Here is a 16490-nt window from a genome sequence, read left to right as displayed (position 1 = left end):
CCCCGCAGGGTCCTGCCGGCTAGGCCGGGCGAGCTGCCCCCACCAGGATGGCAATGCAAACCAGAAAGGAAAGGGCGATCATACCCACGATTACCCCCAGCCACCCCAGGGCCGAGGCGATACCGCGCAGGCACCCCGCCAGTTCCCGGGCGTCAAGTACTGCCACTAGGGCTCCCGCCAGGCGAAAGCAGAGTACGAGAAGCAGGATCTTCACCAGGGGCAGCATGATGACGGCCAGCACGGCCAACACCCCCGCCACTCCCAGGCCTGCCATCACCAGCCGGGTGGACGCAAACACCACCTCGGTGGCATCGGAAAACATCTTGCCGACCACGGGCACGAAGGTGCCGGACAGGAACTTGGTGGTGCGTACCACCACCCCGTCCAGGGCCCTGCCAGCGGCGTTCTGCACCACCGCCACACCCAGGAAGGCGGCCATACCCAGGCCAACCGTCCACACGCTGCCCTGTCGCAAGAGCGTGCTGAGGCCCTCCAGCCGCCTCCGTTGCGCCAGGCCGTCGACCAGTTCGATCAAGGCGGAAGCAAACAGCAGGGGCATGGCCACCGCCGCTCCCAGCAGCCCCGCTCCGTTGACCGCCAGCATCAGGGCCGGGTGCAGCAGCCCGGCACTGGCTGGGGTACCGCTGGCCACGGTGAGGGCCAAGAAGGGCGGGATGAGGGCCAGCATGAGGGCCACCAGGCGGTTGACCACCGCTCGTGCGGCCGCAAAGGCCGCCACGAAGCTGGAAATGGCCAGGCCCATGAAGGCCAGGAAAGCCACCAAGTAAGCCACCCGAGCGACCTGCCCCCCGCCGCAGGCCTCCCCCAGTTGCACCAGCAGACCTGCCACCAGAGCCAGGAGGACCAGCTTGCCCAGGAGCGAGACGGTGGAGGGGACCTCGCCCCAGAGCACCTGGGCCAGCCGCCGGCCCAGGGCAGGCAGGTCCACCATGATCCCGCCCTCGCGCAGCCGCGACACGATGGCGGGCACATCCAGCGCTCCCGGCCGCCCGAGTTCCTTCTCTATCTGCCGTAGCAACTCGTCCAGTTCCGGGGACCGGGCGGCCTCCCACTGTTCTTCTGCCCCGTGCAGCGGATCCGGACACAGCCCTTCCTGGCGCTGGTCATTCTCGCCCGGCCCGGGTGCCAGTTCCACCACGCCGGGTGCCCGCAATTCTCCTTCCGCCCGCACAGGGAAACCCGCCCGTCCCGCCACCCCCAGGACCACGAGCGTGATGGCCCACCCCGCCCGCCATCCCCGGCCCAGCACCACCCGCCACAGCCGGCCCAATCCCATCCTCAATTGTGATGCCACCCGGAATATGCGGCCCATGGTCCCCACCTGACTCAGCGGGTGGCCAGGGGAATGGCGCCCAGGACAGCGTCGGCCAGGGCACGCACAATGGGTATGGCCAGGATGAGGATGATGATCTTGCCCGCCATCTCCACCTTGGTCGCCATGGCCCCTTCCCCGGCGTCCCGGCACACCTGGCTGCCCAGCTCCGCCAGGTACGCGATCCCCATCACCCGCAGCAGGATCTGGACGTACGTATCCCGGACGCCGGCGCGCGCCGCCAGATCCTGGAGCAGTCCGACGGCCTGCCAGATACGATCCACCAGGAAAAACAGGATGGCGGCCGCCGCGGCCACCGAAAGTAACACCGCCATGTCCGGTCGCTGCTGGCGCAAGACGACCAGGATGACCGTGACCACCAGCGCAAACCCCACCACCTGCACAAGCTCCACGGCACACCCTCTCAGTACAGGCGAAACATGGTGCGGACGGTCTCAAACAGGCGCACCACCAGTTGAATGACCATCATCAGGACCACTACCACTCCCGCCAGGGCCACCAACTGCCCCTGCTCCTCCTTACCCGCCTGCTTGAGGACGGTGTAGAGGACGGATACCAGGATGCCCACCCCGGCTATCTTGAAGATGAGCTCCACGTCCACGCTTCTGCCTCCCCGTGTCCCTCACCACAGGGCCAGGAGCAGGGCCAGGGGCACCAACACGCCCAGGTAGCGGTAAAGTTTGCCCTGCCGCTGCTCCTCTTCGCGGGCCGCCTGCTCGCGGGCAGCCAGCCGCTCCCGCGTCAGGGATATGTGCCGCACCTGGTCGGCTCGCCCGCTCGATCCCAGGGTCACGCCCAGCCCCCGCAGTACCTCCAGGTCCGGCGCCGCCAGAGAAAGGGATACCTGCCCCAGGGCTTCTTCCCAGGCCTGTCGCGCCGTACGTCCGCTGCCGTCCGAGAGGCGAGCCGCCACCTCCCCGAGCAGGCGGGCAACGGAGGGTTCCGCCACCTGGGCCGACCGTTCCAGGGCCACAGGCAGGGGGGTCGCACCCACCGCCACTTCCTTCTCCAGGACCCGCAGGGACACGACGAGGGACCGCAGTTCCCTCACCCTGTGCTCCAGGCGAGCTGCCGACTGCCACCCGAGCCCTATCCCCGCTGCCAGGAACAGAGCAGCTCCCAGGAACTTAAGCCCCACCTTGTCCCTCCTTCCTGCATGATATGGCCGGCCCCGCAGGGATATGCCCCCGGGTCCACGGCCCCGGCGGCAAAGGTTGCGGGAGCAAGTTTTCTCCCTCGGCTGACCACACCGCTTCCGCGGTCCCCGGACCCAGCCGCCGGCTGAGGAGGATGACCCGCGGGAAAGCGCCCCGGGCCATGAGCCCCCCGAGATGAGGCCGGGATCGCGCCTCTGCCAGTGAGGAAGCGTGAGCCGTGGCCAAAACGGCTACCCCCGCATGCAGGGCTTCCTCAACTGCCGCCACGTCGGCAGCACCCCCCAGTTCGTCGGTGGCCACCACCTGAGGAGACATGGCCCGCACCGCCATCATCAACCCCGTGGCTTTGGGAACACCGTCCAGCACGTCCGTGCGCAGTCCCACGTAGCGCTGGGGTTCCCCGTTCCAGCACCCGGCCACCTCCGACCGCTCGTCCACCAGGCAGACTTTCGCCCCCGGAAACCTCAGGGCGGGGACCCCATCGGAGAGCTGGCGGACAGCATCACGCAGCACGGTGGTCTTGCCTCCCAGGGGAGCCGACAGGATCAGCGCCCCCACGACCCGGCCGTCAACGACCAGAAAAGGGATGATAGGGTCGGCAGCTCCGGGCACCTCCCGGCAAATCCGGAAACTGAGTGACGATATGTCCACCAGGCCGGCAATGTGCCCGTCTTCCAGTACCGCCCGCCCGCAGAATCCCACCCTGTGTCCGCCAGCCACGGTTACGTACCCCTGGCGGAGCTGTTCCTCAACTGCGTACAACGAGCCGCGGAAGAGAAGCTGCAAGGTGGCCTCCACATCGCCGCGGCTCACCCGGTATGCTTCTTCGGGCCGGCTGGTGAAACGCCCGTCACTGCAAACGAAGGTCTCCCGCCCGTAGCTACCCACCGCCAGCGGCCGGGCCACCCGCAACCGGATCTCCTCCAGTTGCGCCGCCGTTTCTGGCGCCAGGCGGCGCAGGGCGGAACGCACCGGCTCAGCCACCAGGGGCAACAAGTCTTCCTCCCACGCTCGACCCACATCCAGCCCTCCTGCAGGCGCCCCCTGCCTGCCCCACCACCCCGCCCCGGCCTGCGTGCCGCCGGCCGACCATACCCGGCACCACGACAACGCCCACCATCCATGACCACTATATGCCTCCCGAACCATGTTATGCCAACCTGAGCGAGCCCGATGGTCACGGGGGAACGGTACGTACCCCGATTTACAAGGGTTTAGCACACCGCTCCGCAGGAAATGGTAGAGCCCCGCCGCCCGGGAGCTTCCTTGGGGGGCCCGAGAAGTTCCGGGGCTGTTGCGGGGCTCGTTGCTATAGTTTCCCACGGCTGGGCTCTCTATGCGTCACTCCGCCAGGATCCCGCGCGCAAACACAGGCGGTGCCCGCACGTGGAGAGGCGGGCACCGCCCGGGGACCCACCTCCTGGCGAAACCTGCCTGGCGGCAGAGCCCGTCAACGGCGGTCGGGAGGCCCTTCTTCTTCCTCGTCGTCTTCCTCATCCCGATAGATGAGTTCCCCGCAGTTGGGACAGCGCAGTTGCATGGGGCCCTCTTCCCCCAGCTCTTCCTCCGCGTAGGACACGGTCTCCCCGCAGTGGGGGCACTGCACTTCCAGGAACTCTTCCTCTTCCTCCGTCTGCATGACGCGCTCTTCCAGTTCGGCTACATCCTCGTCCAGGTCTTCCAGGTACTCCTCCTGTTCGTCCAACCGCGAGCGCAGGTTCTCAACCTCTTCCGCGAACTCGCCCAGCACGTCCAGAATGGCCTTCAACAACCGGCCTTCCTTGGATTCGGCCTCCAGGTTCAGCCCTTCTGCCAGTCCTTTGAGGTAAGCCACCCGAGAGCTCAGGTCGCCCACCTGCCCCACCTCCTTCCCCGGCGCGGGTTGCCGCCCGGAAGATGTTATGCGCCCGCGCGGTTTCACGCTATGCGCCCGGGTGATGTCACGGTACACCCGGGTCACACGTGCCACTAAACCCGCTCAAGGTACTGGTGGGTGCGGGTATCCACCCGGATGATGTCCCCCACTTCCACGAAGAGGGGAACCTTCACCACCGCTCCCGTTTCCAGCCGGGCGGGCTTCGTCCCCCCGGTGGCAGTATCCCCCTTTACGCCGGGCTCAGTCTCCACCACTTCCAGTTCTACGAAGTTGGGGAGTTCCACCCCGATGGGATTCCCCTCGTGCATGAGCACATAGAGGATGGAATTCTCCTTCATGTAGAGGATGGCGTCGCCCAACCGGTCCTTGCCCAACTGGATCTGATCGTAGGTACCAGTATCCATAAAGAAATACTGGTCTCCGGTGCTGTACAGGTATTGCATCTCCCGCCGCTCCACGTGGGCCTGGGGGAACCGTTCCCCTGCGGCAAAGGTACGGTCCAGAACTGCCCCCGTCTTGATGTTCTTCAGCCGGGTGCGCACGAATGCGGAGCCCTTACCGGGCTTGACGTGCTGGGCCTCCACCACCATCCAGATCTCGCCGTCCACCTCGACGGTGATCCCGGGCCTGAAGTCGTTGGTCGAAATCACTCCTCGTTACCCCCCGCATCCCGGACCTCACAACTCTATCAGTTGCTTGTCAGCCCGGGACAGGATCTCACAGCCTTCCTGCCGTACCACCACCAGATCCTCGATGCGGACCCCTCCCCACCCGGGTATGTATACCCCCGGCTCCACGGTCAGCACCATGCCGGCCTCCAGGAGAGGTTCGTCCGGCCCGGCCGCCTGCGGGGAGAGTCGCGGTGCCTCGTGCACCTCCAGGCCGACCCCGTGACCCAGGCCGTGGCCGAAGTGGTCGCCGTGACCGGCCCGGATGATTACCTCTCTGGCTTCGGCGTCCACCTCTGAGCCCCGCCGCCCCGCCCGCAGGGCTTCCAATCCTGCCCGCTGGGCCCGGGCCACGAGTTCGTACACCTCCCTCTGTCTCTCGTCCGCCCTTCCCACCACCACGGTACGGGTGAGGTCCGAACAGTAACCATCCACCACGCACCCCAGATCTATGGTCACGAAATCCCCGGGCTCGATGCGTCGGGAAGAGGCCCGCCCGTGGGGGAGAGCAGAGCGAGGACCGGAGGCCACGATAATGTCGAACGCCGCCGCGCTGGCCCCCGCCCTGCGCATATGATACTCCAATTCCAGCGCCACTTCCTCTTCTTTCACTCCCGGCCTGATCACGGAGAGGACGTGGGCAAAGGCGGCGTCGGCCAGGGCTGCGGCCACGCGGATGGCTTCCAGTTCACCCTCGTCCTTGGTCATACGCAACTTTTCTACCAGGCCGGCCTGGCCGACGAGCTCGAGCCCGAGTTCGGCCAGGCTCTCGTACTGGGCGTAAGTGACGTGCTCCTTCTCGAATGCCAGGCGCCGGATCCCCTGTTCCCTGAGCAACTGGGCCAGGGCTTCCGTAAGCCTGCCCTTCTGGGGGTAAAGTTCCCAGTCGGGGGCCTGCTGGCGGGCCTGCTCGAAGTAGCGAAAGTCGGTAACCAACCAGCACCGGTCAGGGGTCACCAGCAGGACTCCCGCCGAACCCGTGAACCCAGAGAGGTAGCGGCGGTTGGCCGCTCCCGTCACCAGAAGGAACTCCAGTTCCCGCTCGGCCATGTTGCGCCTCAAGGCCTCCAACCGCTTCAACGGGCCTCCCCCTTTCCGCTCCCCTTTCGGCTCCCCTTTCCGCTCCTGCTCTGCATCCTTAACGCACCCTGACCAGGTGGATGGACTGCCCCGCGGCCCCTTCCGCCGCCTCCATCACCGTTTCCGCCAGGGTGGGATGGGCGTGAGCGATTTCGGCCAGATCGCGGGCGGTGGCACCCATCCTGATGGCCACGGCCCCCTCGTGGATGAGGACGTCCGCCCCGGCCCCCAGGATGTGCAGGCCCAGCACCTGCTGTGTCTCCTCGTCGACCACTATCTTGACCAGCCCCTCGGTCTCGCCCAGGGCCTGGGCGCGGCCGTTGGCCGAGTATGGAAAGCGGGCGACCTTCACCCGGTGACCGGCTTCCCGGGCGGCCCTTTCCGTGAGGCCCACCCCGGCGATCTCGGGCAGGGAAAACACGCAGTAGGGGGCACTGCGATAATCCATCTGCCGATGCTCACCCATGATGTTGTCCACCGCCACGAGGCCCTCGTGGGAGGCCACGGAGGCCAGGAAGGTGCGTCCCACCACGTCCCCAATTGCCCACACCCCGGGCACATCCGTGGCCATGTCCGGGCCCACCCTGATCCCCTTGCGGTCGTACTTCACCCCCAGGGTATCAAGGTCCAGCCCGCCGAAGTCGGGTACCCTGCCCATGGCCACCAGGACGCACTCAGCATCAAAGTGCACGTCCCGGCCCTCCTTGTCCTTGGCGACGAGACGACGTCCCCCGTCGCGCTCAAGGACCCGCTGCACGTAGATCCCCGTGTGCACCGTGATCCCCTGCCGGCGCAAGATGGCCATCATGCGTCGGGACAGCTCCTCGTCCACCGGCGGCAGGATGAGGGGAGAGCGCTTGACCATGTCCACCTTGCAGCCAAAAGCCCGGTAGAGACAGGCGAACTCGACGCCCAGCACCCCTCCTCCGATGATCACCATGCTCTCCGGGATGTGATCGGGGTCGAGAGCGTCGTCCGAGGACATGCACAGGCGAAGATCTTCTCTGGGTATGGGCGGCTGCTCGGGGGCCGATCCGGTGGCTATGATGACGTGACGGGCCGAGAGCACTTCCCGCCCGCCTCCCGGCAACTCGACCTCCACCACTCCCGGCCGGCTCACGCGGGCAGTCCCCCTCACCAGGGTAACCCCCCAGGAGGCGAAAAGCCTCTCCACGCCGTCGACCAGTTGCCTCACCACCTGCGCCCGGCGCTCCCTGACGCGGGGCAGGTCGATTTCGGGAGCAGAAACCCTTACGCCGAACTCGGCCGCCCGGCGGGTCATCTCCAGCACCTCGGCCGACCTCACCAGGGCCTTGGTGGGGATGCAGCCCCGGTTGAGGCACGTGCCTCCCAATTCCCGCCGTTCCACCACGGCCACCCGGGCTCCCTTCTGGGCAGCCCGGATGGCAGCCACGTAACCACCCGGACCGCTACCGATCACCACTATGTCGTACACCGACGGCATCCTCCCTTACGAGTTTACCCAGCAGGTTCCAGTCCCGGGTTGCGTACTTCTCGGCCCGCAGCCGGGCCACCTGCTCATCTTCCCAGGCACTTAGCACGCCAGGCTCAAGTTCCAGCCCCAGGGCGCGGCGGAATCCTTCCGTCATGGCCGCCGTCACCTCATCAAACGTTAGCGGCTTGCCGAACTGGGACAGACCCCCGGCGTGGTCAGCCAGGTCCTGTTCCAGGCGGGCCCGCCACCCAGCGGGTACCCGGAGCAGGGAAACGACCTGCGCCGGGGAAAATTCCAGCAGGATGGAGCCGTGCTGGAGCAATACTCCCCAGCGCCGCACCTGGGCACTCCCCACCACCTTCTTGTCGGCAACCACCAGCTCGTACCAGGAGGGACTGTCAAAACATGCCGCCGACCGCAACCCCGGTCGTGGGGGCCCGTCCTGTACACCCGCCGGCAACCCCAGGATCCGCAACCCCTCCACCAACCCGGCACTGAGCCGGCGGTATGTCTCCACCACGCTCCCGGGAAAGAGGTCCGTGGATATGACCACGCTGTACGTGACCTCGCGGTCGTGCAGGACTGCCCGCCCCCCCGTGGGCCGCCTGACCACGTCCACCCCGGCCCGCCGGCACGCCTCCAGGTCCACCTCTCGCTCTGCGTGCTGGGCGTAACCCAGGGACAGCGCGGGTGGGCGCCAGCCGTAAAACCGCAAAGTGGGAGGGACGCGCCCCTCGGCATGTGCCCGCATGATGGCCTCGTCCACCGCCATGTTGGTGGGGCCATCGTGGTATCCGTCCCGGATCAAACGCCAGCGCACCGCGGACCACCCGCTTCCGCCCTGCCGGAACGGTCGTCGGCCACCGCGAGGGAACCCAGCAGGCACTCCACCTCGCGCCGGGCCTGCCCTGCATCCAGGGGGTGGGGATAGTTGTAAGGCACCGGCTGGCCCGGACGCTCGTTGTAATAGGGCCGGTTACAGTCGGGGCATCCGGTGGTCCGGAACGCCTCCCCCTCTCCCAGCACTGCCTCAAGGCGCGACGGAGGGAAGGACGTTCCGAAACTCACCAGCCGCCCCTGATCAAAAGAAAAATCCGCTGGCCGAGCCATCCCCCGCCGGATGAGATAGTGAGCGGCCTGCACCCGCCGGTAGCTCTCCAGCGGCGGAGGCGGGTTATGGGCCATCGGCGTACCGGGCACAGGGGTGAAGGCAAACAGTCCGATCCGCACCCCGGCGGTCACCAGACGGCCGATGAGCCCTACCATTTCCTGCTCGCTTTCCCCCAGCCCGACGATCAGGTGGGTCCCCACCCGCCCCGGGAAGGCCCGCGCCGCCTTCTCCAGGTGGCGCAGGGCGGCGTCGAGGGAGCCCCCCTTGACGCGGCGGTAGGTTTCCCGGGAAGCAGCGTCCAGGGGAAGCGTCACTCCATCGGCGCCCGCGCGCAGGATGACCTCCGCCAGGTCCAGGGAGGGCAAAAAGCAGGAGACGCACACCGGGAGCCCACAGGAGGCAAGTTCCGCCACCAGGGGGACGAGCCCCCTCTCCAGCTCCCGGGGCGAGCCAGGCTCCACCACCTGCACGCACACCCGGCGGAGGCCGGAGCGGGGCAGGCGGGAAAGCACCTCACCCACCGGAAAAGCCGGCCAGGTAACCCGGGACAGCATGTCCGCCCGGCTGCTCGCCTCCCGGGCCTGGGCACAAAAGGCACAGTTGCGCCGGCACTTTTCCCCCCACATGAGGTAAGCCGTGGTGGGGGGATGAGGCTGCCTGATCCGGCGCAACCCCAGCACCTCGGCCGTGCCCAGGGACACCCGCAGCATCATGGCGACACCATCCCCAGGGCGCAGCACTCCCGCGTCTCCTCCAGGGACAGGCCGCGCCTGGCCGCCTCCTTCAGGGCGGCCGGCGCCGGCATCACGATGCGGTTCACCCCCGCCGCTACGGCGAGGGGATCGAGCCGGTGCCGATAGCTGCCTCCTGGCCGCATGCATCCCAGGGCGATCTGCGTACGGGGCAGAAGGATGCGGGCTCGGGCCAGTACCCGGGCCACCTCCTCGGCGGGAGGAGGAGAACAGGCCGCATAGCGCGTACCCGGTGTGGGTATGAACACCAGGAATACCGCCGCCCCTGGCTGCAGTTCCGCCAAGAGGTCGAGGGCCTCCCACTCCCCCTCGATCCGTCCTCCCCGCAACCCGATGCACAGGTGGGGTACAACCGGCAAATGACGTTCCAGGGCCCGATAGGCACGCAGGTAGCCTTCCCTGCCCACGGGAAGACCGCTCACTTCCCGCACAGTGGGGCCGTGCACCACCCAATCCAGAGACGCCACCGCCGCATAGGGGGCCAGGAGGCGGGCTTCCTCATCGCCCACCAGGCCCGTATGCAGGTTCAGGCGTGCACCAGTGGCCCGCAGCCGTGCCAGCACATCGAGGTGGCAGTGGAGGGGGACCCGGCCGCGGAGGTCGCAGCCGCCGCTCACCAGGTAACTCCGGGCGCCGGGCACGGGGACCTCCCCGGTGCCCCGCATACCTCTCAGGTAATGGCCGCCGCAATGGGCACATTCCAGCCCGCAGGCGGTGCCCGTCACACTCACGGGCACCGTGTCCCGGGGACGGTCCACGGCCAGCACGGGCGAGAAGGACTGCCGCACCTCCCATGCACGCGCCAGGACCTCCCCCGGGACGGGTGCCACCTCAATCATCAGCCGCCTCGCCTCCAGCGCAGCACGGGCCGGCGGGCCGCTCCCGCCTCGTCCAGACGACCCACCGGGGTGGTGTGGGGGGCCGTCTTGACCTTCTCCGGCTCCCGCTCCGCTTCTTCGGCAATCTGCCCCAGGGCCCACACGAAGTAGTCCAGGCTCTCCTGGCTCTCCGTCTCGGTGGGCTCCACCATGAGGGCCTCGTCCACAATGAGCGGGAAGTACACCGTGGGCGGATGCACACCGTAATCGAGCAGCCGCTTGGCGATGTCCAGGGTTTTGACGCCGGTCCGGTCCTTGATGCGGCGCGGGTTGACCACGAACTCGTGCTTGCAGTGGCGGTCGTAGGGCAGGTCGTACCACTGCTGGAGCTTGCGCATCACGTAGTTGGCGTTGAGCACCGCGTTCTCCGACACCCGCTTGAGGCCCTCGCCACCCAGGGCCCGGATGTAGGCGTAGGCCTTCACCGCCACCCCGAAGTTGCCGTAGAAGGCCTTCACCTTCCCGATGCTGAGGGGCCGGTCGTACTCCAGGAAGTAGCGCTGGCCATCGAAGCCCACCGTGGGCACGGGGAGGAACGGGATCAGCTTTTCCTTCACCCCCACGGGCCCGGAACCCGGACCCCCGCCCCCGTGCGGCGTGGAGAAGGTCTTGTGCAGGTTGAAATGCACCACGTCGAACCCCATGTCCCCGGGTCGGGAGAAGCCCATGATGGCATTGGCGTTGGCTCCGTCGTAGTACAGCAGGCCGCCCTTCTCGTGCACCATGCGGGCTATGCGTACGATGTTCTCGTCAAACAACCCCAGGGTGTTGGGGTTGGTGAGCATGAGCGCCGCCACCCGCTCGTCCAGGACCTTTTCCAGTTCACCCAGGTCCACACCGCCCCGGCTGTCCGACTTGACCTCCACGATGCGGCATCCGGTCATGGCCGCCGAGGCCGGGTTGGTGCCGTGGGCGGAATCGGGGATGATGATCTTGTCGCGCTGCTCGCCCCGGTGCCGGTGGTAGGCCTGGATGATGAGCAGGCCGGTCAGCTCGCCATGGGCGCCCGCCGCCGGCTGCAGGGATACCTTGTCCACCCCGCCGATCTCGGCCAGGTACTGCTGCAACTCGTACATGAGCTGCAAAGCCCCCTGCACCAGTTCCTCGGGCTGGTACGGGTGCAGCCAGGCCAGACCGGGCAGGCGCGAGGCCCACTCGTTCACCTTGGGACTGTATTTCATGGTGCACGAGCCCAGGGGGTAAAAGCCGATGTCTACCCCGTGGTTGAGCTGGCTCAGGCGGGTGTAGTGCCTGACCACATCCACCTCGGACACTTCCGGCAGGTCGGGTTCGGACGTGCGCAAGAATCCGGAAGGGATGAGGGACTCTGGGTCCTTCTCCGGCACGTCACAGGCGGGGAGGGAGTGTGCCTTCCGTCCCGGCGAACTGAGTTCGAAAATGAGGGGTTCCGGGCCCTTCATGCGCATCCCTCCAGTACTTTGGCCAGGGCGTCGATCTGGGCCCTGCTCCGTTTTTCGGTCACCGCCACCAGCAGGCAGTCATCCAGTTCGGGATAGAAGCGACCCAGCGCCACCCCGGGAAGGATGCCCCTGGCCGTCGCCCGCTTGACCAGTTCGACGGGCGAGCAGGGGCACCGCACCACGAACTCCATGAAGAAGGGGGACCCGAAGGCGGGCGTGAACCCGGGCAGGGCCGCGATGACATCCCGGGCGTAGTGTGCCTTCTTCAAACACAGTTCGGCGACTTCCCTGACCCCCCGCTTCCCCATCATGGCCAGGTAAACGGTGGCCGCCAGGGCGTTGAGGGCCTCGTTGGAGCAGATGTTGGACGTGGCCTTCTCCCGCCTGATGTGCTGCTCCCGGGTCTGCAGGGTGAGCACGAACCCCCGCTGCCCGCGGGAATCCACGGTGGCACCCACCACCCGCCCGGGCAGGCGCCGCACCAGCTTCTCGGTCACGGCAAAGTAACCGAAGGTGGGCCCTCCGAAGGACGGGGGATTGCCCAGGGCCTGCCCCTCGCCCACGGCGATGTCCGCCCCGTAGCTGGCGGGCGGGGCCAGGAGGCCCAGGCTGATGGGGGAAGCCGCCACCACAAACAGGCCACCCCGCCCGTGGATCAGCCCGCTCATCTCCTGCACCGGTTCCAGGCAGCCGAAGAAGTTGGGATGGTGCACCAGCAGGCAGGCGGGGTCGTCCGCCAGCACCCGCTCCAAGTCCTCCAGGTCGGAGACGCCGTCCCGGTAGGCCACTTCCGTCACCTTCAGGTTGGCGCCCGCGGCATAGGTGTGCAGCACCCGCCGGTACTCGGGGTGAACGGTGGACGATACCACGATGTGGCGCCGCCCCGTGGTGCTGCACGAGATGAGCCCCGCTTCAGCCAGGGCGGTGGCCCCGTCGTAGTGGGAGGCCTGGGACACATCCATCCCCGTGAGTTCACAAATCATGGTCTGGTACTCGAATATGGACTGTAGCACCGCCTGGCTGACCTCGGGCTGGTACGGCGTGTAAGCGGTGTAGAATTCCGAGCGCGAGATGACGTGGTCAACCACGGCGGGAATGTAGTGGTCGTAAATGCCCGCCCCCGCGAAGCATACCAGGTGCCCCAGGTGGGTGTTCTTGTCGGCCAGCTCCAGCATGTGCTGCTGGAGTTCCAGCTCCGCCATGGGCTCCGGCAGCCGCAGGGGGCGGTCCAGCCGGGCCTCCGGAGGGATGTCGGCGAAGAGTTCCTCCAGCGACCCCACCCCGATGGCCCGCAACATCTCCTCCCGGTTGCGGTCCGTGTTGGGGATGAAGTCCATCAGTGCGCCTCCTCCTCACAGTGCTTCTCGTAGGCGGCCACGTCCATCAGATTGTTCAGCTCGGCGGGGTCGGACATGCGGATGACCACCATCCAACCTTCCCCGTGGGGGTCCTGGTTGAGGGTCTCCGGCTTGTCGGCCAGAGCCTCGTTGATCTCCACCACCTCGCCGCTCACAGGGGCGTAACAGTCCGACACCGCCTTCACCGACTCCACTACCCCGAAGGCCTCACCCTGCTTGACCTCGCGTCCCACCTCGGGCAACTCCACGAACACTATGTCCCCCAGGTGTTCCTGGGCGTAATTCGTGATGCCCACCCGCACCAGGTCACCCTCCACTTTGGCCCACTCGTGGGTCTTGGTGTAACGGAACTCCTTCGGATACATCACTGTTCCCTCCTCCTGTAAAACGGGGTCTTCACCACGCGCGCGTCCACGCCCCTGCCCCGGATTTCCACCTGCACCGCGGTGTCCACTTCGGAAAGCCCCGGCGGCACGAAGGCCAGGGCCAGGTTCCTGTCCAGGGTGGGCGCGTACGAGCCGGTGGTCACGTACCCCACCTTTTCCCCATCCTTCAACACGGGATACCCCGTGCGTGCGATCCCCCGGCCCACCATCTCCAGGCCCACCAGCTTCTTGCGCAGGCCAGTGCGTTTCTCCTCCAGCAGGGGCTCCCGTCCCACGAAGTCACCCTTGTCGAACTTCACGTACTTGCCCAGCCCCGCCTCGAGGGGGGTGGTGTCGTCGTCCATCTCCTGCCCGTACAGGGGCATGGCCGCCTCAAAGCGCAGGGTATCCCGGCAACCCAGGCCACAGGGCCACAGCCCCAGCTCGTCTCCCACCTCCAGCAGGGTATCCCAAAGCCCGGGCGCATCCTCCGGGGAGCAGAATATCTCGAATCCGTCCTCCCCCGTGTACCCGGTGCGGGAAACCATACACCTGACTCCGCCCACGTCCACGCTCTGCTGGCACCAGTAGTAGCGGATGGCGGAAAGGTCGGTTTTCGCCAGCTTCCCCAGGATTGCCTCCGAGTTGGGGCCCTGCAGGGCCAGTTCCGCCACCCGGTCGGAGACGTTCTCCACCTTCGCCCCGGGGAAGCGGCCGGCCAGATCCCTGATCCAGTTATAGTCCTTCTCGATGTTGGCGGCGTTGATCACCAGGAAATAGTGGTCCTCCCCGAGCCGGTAGACCAGGAGATCGTCCACCACCCCGCCCCGGTGGTTGCACATGGGGGAGTAACGCACCTGGTTGACCGCCAGTGTGGACATGTCGTTGGTGAGGGCGTACTGGATCAGGTCCAGGGCCTGCGGCCCCCTGATGTCCAGTTCCCCCATGTCCGACACGTCGAACAGACCCGCCGCCCGCCTCACCTGGTGGTGTTCCTCGATGATGCTACGAAATTGCACCGGCAGCGCCCACCCGGCAAAGTCGATGATCCTGCCGCCGTACTTCAGGTGGTTGCCGTACAAGGGAGTCTTCTTCAGTTCCTCCACACCCACAGCCGTCACCCTCCTTTCTGGTTTACGTAAGCCTGCCTCGTCCCTGCCGTCCCCCCGCCGCCGCGGTACTTCCGGGCCGCTTCGCCAGGGTATATACTCCCCGAAAAGAGGAACAGGGGAACCCACCTCAGGAAGTGAGCTCCCCTGTCCTTGCACCTGAGAGTTTCCTTCTCCTCGAAGTTGCCCCTTCGGTGGCGGTCCCCCGCCGTTTTCGCAGCGCACGGGTACCGCGCCTCTCCAGAGGACGGTCTGGTTGCGGCGCACCCCTCACCCGCCTACGCTCGTGCGCGCCCGGGCCGGCTTCCCGCAACCATCATCCCCGTTATTCCGTTGTCGCCCGGGCTGGTTCCGCAGCCCAACCCATTGTATTCTACCTCCGGCCCCGTTTTCCTCCTGCGCCTCAGCCCACGACGATCGCTCCCCAGGAAGGTTCCACACCCGGCAACTCGTCATAGAAGAGGCAGTCATCTGACCGGGCGACTACCGCCCTGTGCAAGACGCTCCCCCGGGCTGCAGACGTCGTACGCAGGGTCGCAGCTTGCATCCCTTACTCTCGCCCGCACAAACAGCAGCCAGCCAACCCCTTCACCCACCTCTCACCGCCGGGCGCATCTTTTTTCCACCACACTGGCGTCAGCGTGTGCACTCAGATGCACCTCCGATGTCCACCAGACCAGGTACACGGGAACAACCACCTCCACCCACACCGACACGGTGGGATCGCGGATGAGCCGGCCCGTGCGGGGGTGGGCGGTGGGGCCACCCGCCACGTTGATGACGTACACGTGCACCCGGCCGGTTTCCGCCGCCACCCCACCGAGCTCCCTCAGGTTCTCTCTCGTTATCCGTTCCGCCTCTATCCGCGCCCGCTCCTCGTCCAGGTATCTCTCTCCTTGTGCCAGCCGATCGAGATCTACCTCCTGGGCACCCGCCAGCGCACCCAGGTCGCAGGCCGCCTGCACCCGGCGGGCCGCCACGAACAGTCGCCCCGTCTCCACCACCAGCGCCATGGTCGCCACCAGCACGGGCAAGAACGCCACCACCAGGACCAGCACCGCCCCCGACTCGCAAGTCCGGCGACCGTATCCCCGCCGCCCTGGTACGGATTCCACAGCAGCTCTTGTGTCCTGCCCAAGCCCGCCAGGCATCAGCGCACCTTCTCGCTGCGAGTGACCGCTTCCGCCTTAAGCTCCAGCACGCGGCCTCCCACCCACTCCAACGCGTGTGTGAGGAAAGTATAAGGGTAGCAGACGCGCGCACGCACCACCGTACCGTAACTCGCCTGTCGGGGCCAGATCTCCACCGTGGCCAGCGCCGGGTCGAGTGCTCCCAGCTGCAGCGTCTGCTCCGCCCGTTGGTACGCCTTGTCGGACGCTCCCCCGTCCACCGCCGCCTGGCGGGCGGCTTCGCGGGCGGCCATGCTCACCACCAGCTGCGCATCCAGCACCAGGCCCAGCTCGACCATGGCCAGTAGCAACGTGAGCAACAGTCCCGCCACCAGGGCGAATTCAACTGCCGCCGCCCCCCGCTCGCCCGTCAGTTTCCGCCCTGGCGGTAGCAAGCGGTAAATACGTGCTGAAGGTTGCAGGCCAACCACCCCCGGGCAACTCAGCCGGGGGAGGGTATGGGTGCGCCCCGAGACGGACCCATCCTCCCGGGATCTTGCGGGAACCGCTCCACCTTCAGCGGCGCAGTTCCTGGATGACTTCCTGCAGCTTCGAGGCGAGGGCATCGCGCAGCTGTCCGAGGGTACCCATCAGGGCGATCACGACTAAGTAAGCGTCAAATAGCGCCCACCTCGAGAACGCCCGAGGTGAACATCACCAGAAGCAGGGCAGGCCGCCCTTGACCTGATGGTTGCCGCGCTGGCGCAAGACAGTCAGTTTCGTCTGCCGATCCGGC

18 protein-coding genes and 1 riboswitch are annotated in these 16490 nt (G+C 67.0%); all 18 genes read right to left on the bottom strand.

What is annotated here, in order from left to right; genetic code table 11:
- Positions 1-19: 19 nt before the first annotated feature.
- The 18 genes from AB1446_01795 to AB1446_01710 all read right to left on the bottom strand — a co-directional run bounded on the left by AB1446_01795 (position 20) and on the right by AB1446_01710 (position 16185).
- Positions 20-1297: a stage III sporulation protein AE gene (locus AB1446_01795; protein MEW6545636.1), complete on the bottom strand. Its 1278-nt coding sequence runs from the start codon at positions 1295-1297 to the stop codon at positions 20-22.
- Between the two features lie 50 nt (positions 1298-1347).
- A complete protein-coding gene (gene spoIIIAD, locus AB1446_01790; GenBank protein ID MEW6545635.1) occupies positions 1348-1746 on the bottom strand; it encodes a stage III sporulation protein AD in 399 nt (132 codons plus the stop codon).
- A gap of 11 nt (positions 1747-1757) precedes the next feature.
- Entirely contained in the window at positions 1758-1955 is a 198-nt protein-coding gene (gene spoIIIAC, locus AB1446_01785; protein MEW6545634.1) for a stage III sporulation protein AC, read from the bottom strand.
- Between the two features lie 21 nt (positions 1956-1976).
- Positions 1977-2492 carry a stage III sporulation protein AB gene (locus AB1446_01780; protein ID MEW6545633.1) on the bottom strand — a complete coding sequence of 172 codons (516 nt, stop codon included), beginning with the start codon at positions 2490-2492 and terminating at the stop codon, positions 1977-1979.
- Positions 2482-3531: a stage III sporulation protein AA gene (gene spoIIIAA, locus AB1446_01775; protein MEW6545632.1), complete on the bottom strand. Its 1050-nt coding sequence runs from the start codon at positions 3529-3531 to the stop codon at positions 2482-2484. The genes AB1446_01780 and spoIIIAA overlap by 11 nt, the downstream gene beginning before the upstream one ends.
- Before the next feature lie 430 nt (positions 3532-3961).
- Positions 3962-4366: a CD1247 N-terminal domain-containing protein gene (locus tag AB1446_01770; GenBank protein MEW6545631.1), complete on the bottom strand. Its 405-nt coding sequence runs from the start codon at positions 4364-4366 to the stop codon at positions 3962-3964.
- 113 nt (positions 4367-4479) lie between these two features.
- The gene (gene efp / locus AB1446_01765) at positions 4480-5037 is read right to left on the bottom strand and encodes an elongation factor P (GenBank protein ID MEW6545630.1); all 558 of its coding nucleotides are present in this window, start codon (positions 5035-5037) and stop codon (positions 4480-4482) included.
- Positions 5038-5064: 27 nt separating this feature from the next.
- Complete coding sequence (locus AB1446_01760; GenBank protein ID MEW6545629.1) at positions 5065-6135, bottom strand: Xaa-Pro peptidase family protein; 1071 nt, start codon at positions 6133-6135, stop codon at positions 5065-5067.
- A 58-nt stretch (positions 6136-6193) separates the two neighbouring features.
- Positions 6194-7591 (bottom strand): dihydrolipoyl dehydrogenase, encoded by a 1398-nt coding sequence (lpdA, locus tag AB1446_01755; GenBank protein MEW6545628.1) that lies wholly within the window; start codon positions 7589-7591, stop codon positions 6194-6196.
- Positions 7566-8411: a biotin/lipoate A/B protein ligase family protein gene (locus AB1446_01750; protein ID MEW6545627.1), complete on the bottom strand. Its 846-nt coding sequence runs from the start codon at positions 8409-8411 to the stop codon at positions 7566-7568. Before AB1446_01750 ends, lpdA begins: the two co-directional genes overlap by 26 nt.
- Positions 8396-9442, bottom strand: a complete 1047-nt coding sequence (locus AB1446_01745; GenBank protein MEW6545626.1) for a radical SAM protein — start codon at positions 9440-9442, stop codon at positions 8396-8398. The genes AB1446_01750 and AB1446_01745 overlap by 16 nt, the downstream gene beginning before the upstream one ends.
- Positions 9412-10293, bottom strand: a complete 882-nt coding sequence (locus AB1446_01740; protein ID MEW6545625.1) for a radical SAM protein — start codon at positions 10291-10293, stop codon at positions 9412-9414. Before AB1446_01740 ends, AB1446_01745 begins: the two co-directional genes overlap by 31 nt.
- Positions 10293-11753 (bottom strand): aminomethyl-transferring glycine dehydrogenase subunit GcvPB, encoded by a 1461-nt coding sequence (gcvPB, locus tag AB1446_01735; protein MEW6545624.1) that lies wholly within the window; start codon positions 11751-11753, stop codon positions 10293-10295. The genes AB1446_01740 and gcvPB overlap by 1 nt, the downstream gene beginning before the upstream one ends.
- Positions 11750-13090 (bottom strand): aminomethyl-transferring glycine dehydrogenase subunit GcvPA, encoded by a 1341-nt coding sequence (gene gcvPA / locus AB1446_01730; GenBank protein ID MEW6545623.1) that lies wholly within the window; start codon positions 13088-13090, stop codon positions 11750-11752. The genes gcvPB and gcvPA overlap by 4 nt, the downstream gene beginning before the upstream one ends.
- Positions 13090-13479 carry a glycine cleavage system protein GcvH gene (gene gcvH, locus AB1446_01725; GenBank protein ID MEW6545622.1) on the bottom strand — a complete coding sequence of 130 codons (390 nt, stop codon included), beginning with the start codon at positions 13477-13479 and terminating at the stop codon, positions 13090-13092. The genes gcvPA and gcvH overlap by 1 nt, the downstream gene beginning before the upstream one ends.
- Entirely contained in the window at positions 13476-14582 is a 1107-nt protein-coding gene (gene gcvT, locus AB1446_01720; protein MEW6545621.1) for a glycine cleavage system aminomethyltransferase GcvT, read from the bottom strand. Before gcvT ends, gcvH begins: the two co-directional genes overlap by 4 nt.
- 140 nt (positions 14583-14722) lie before the next feature.
- Positions 14723-14839, bottom strand: a riboswitch (glycine riboswitch).
- A 345-nt stretch (positions 14840-15184) separates the two neighbouring features.
- Positions 15185-15736 carry a pilus assembly protein TadG-related protein gene (locus AB1446_01715; GenBank protein ID MEW6545620.1) on the bottom strand — a complete coding sequence of 184 codons (552 nt, stop codon included), beginning with the start codon at positions 15734-15736 and terminating at the stop codon, positions 15185-15187.
- Positions 15736-16185 (bottom strand): TadE/TadG family type IV pilus assembly protein, encoded by a 450-nt coding sequence (locus AB1446_01710; protein MEW6545619.1) that lies wholly within the window; start codon positions 16183-16185, stop codon positions 15736-15738. The genes AB1446_01715 and AB1446_01710 overlap by 1 nt, the downstream gene beginning before the upstream one ends.
- Between the last annotated feature and the right edge of the window lie 305 nt (positions 16186-16490).

Source organism: Bacillota bacterium, assembly GCA_040757085.1.
GTDB lineage: Bacteria > Bacillota > Sulfobacillia > JACIYH01 > JACIYH01 > JACIYH01.
The sequence above is the reverse complement of the archived record's forward strand: the minus strand, read 5'-3'. Positions and strand labels throughout refer to the sequence as shown.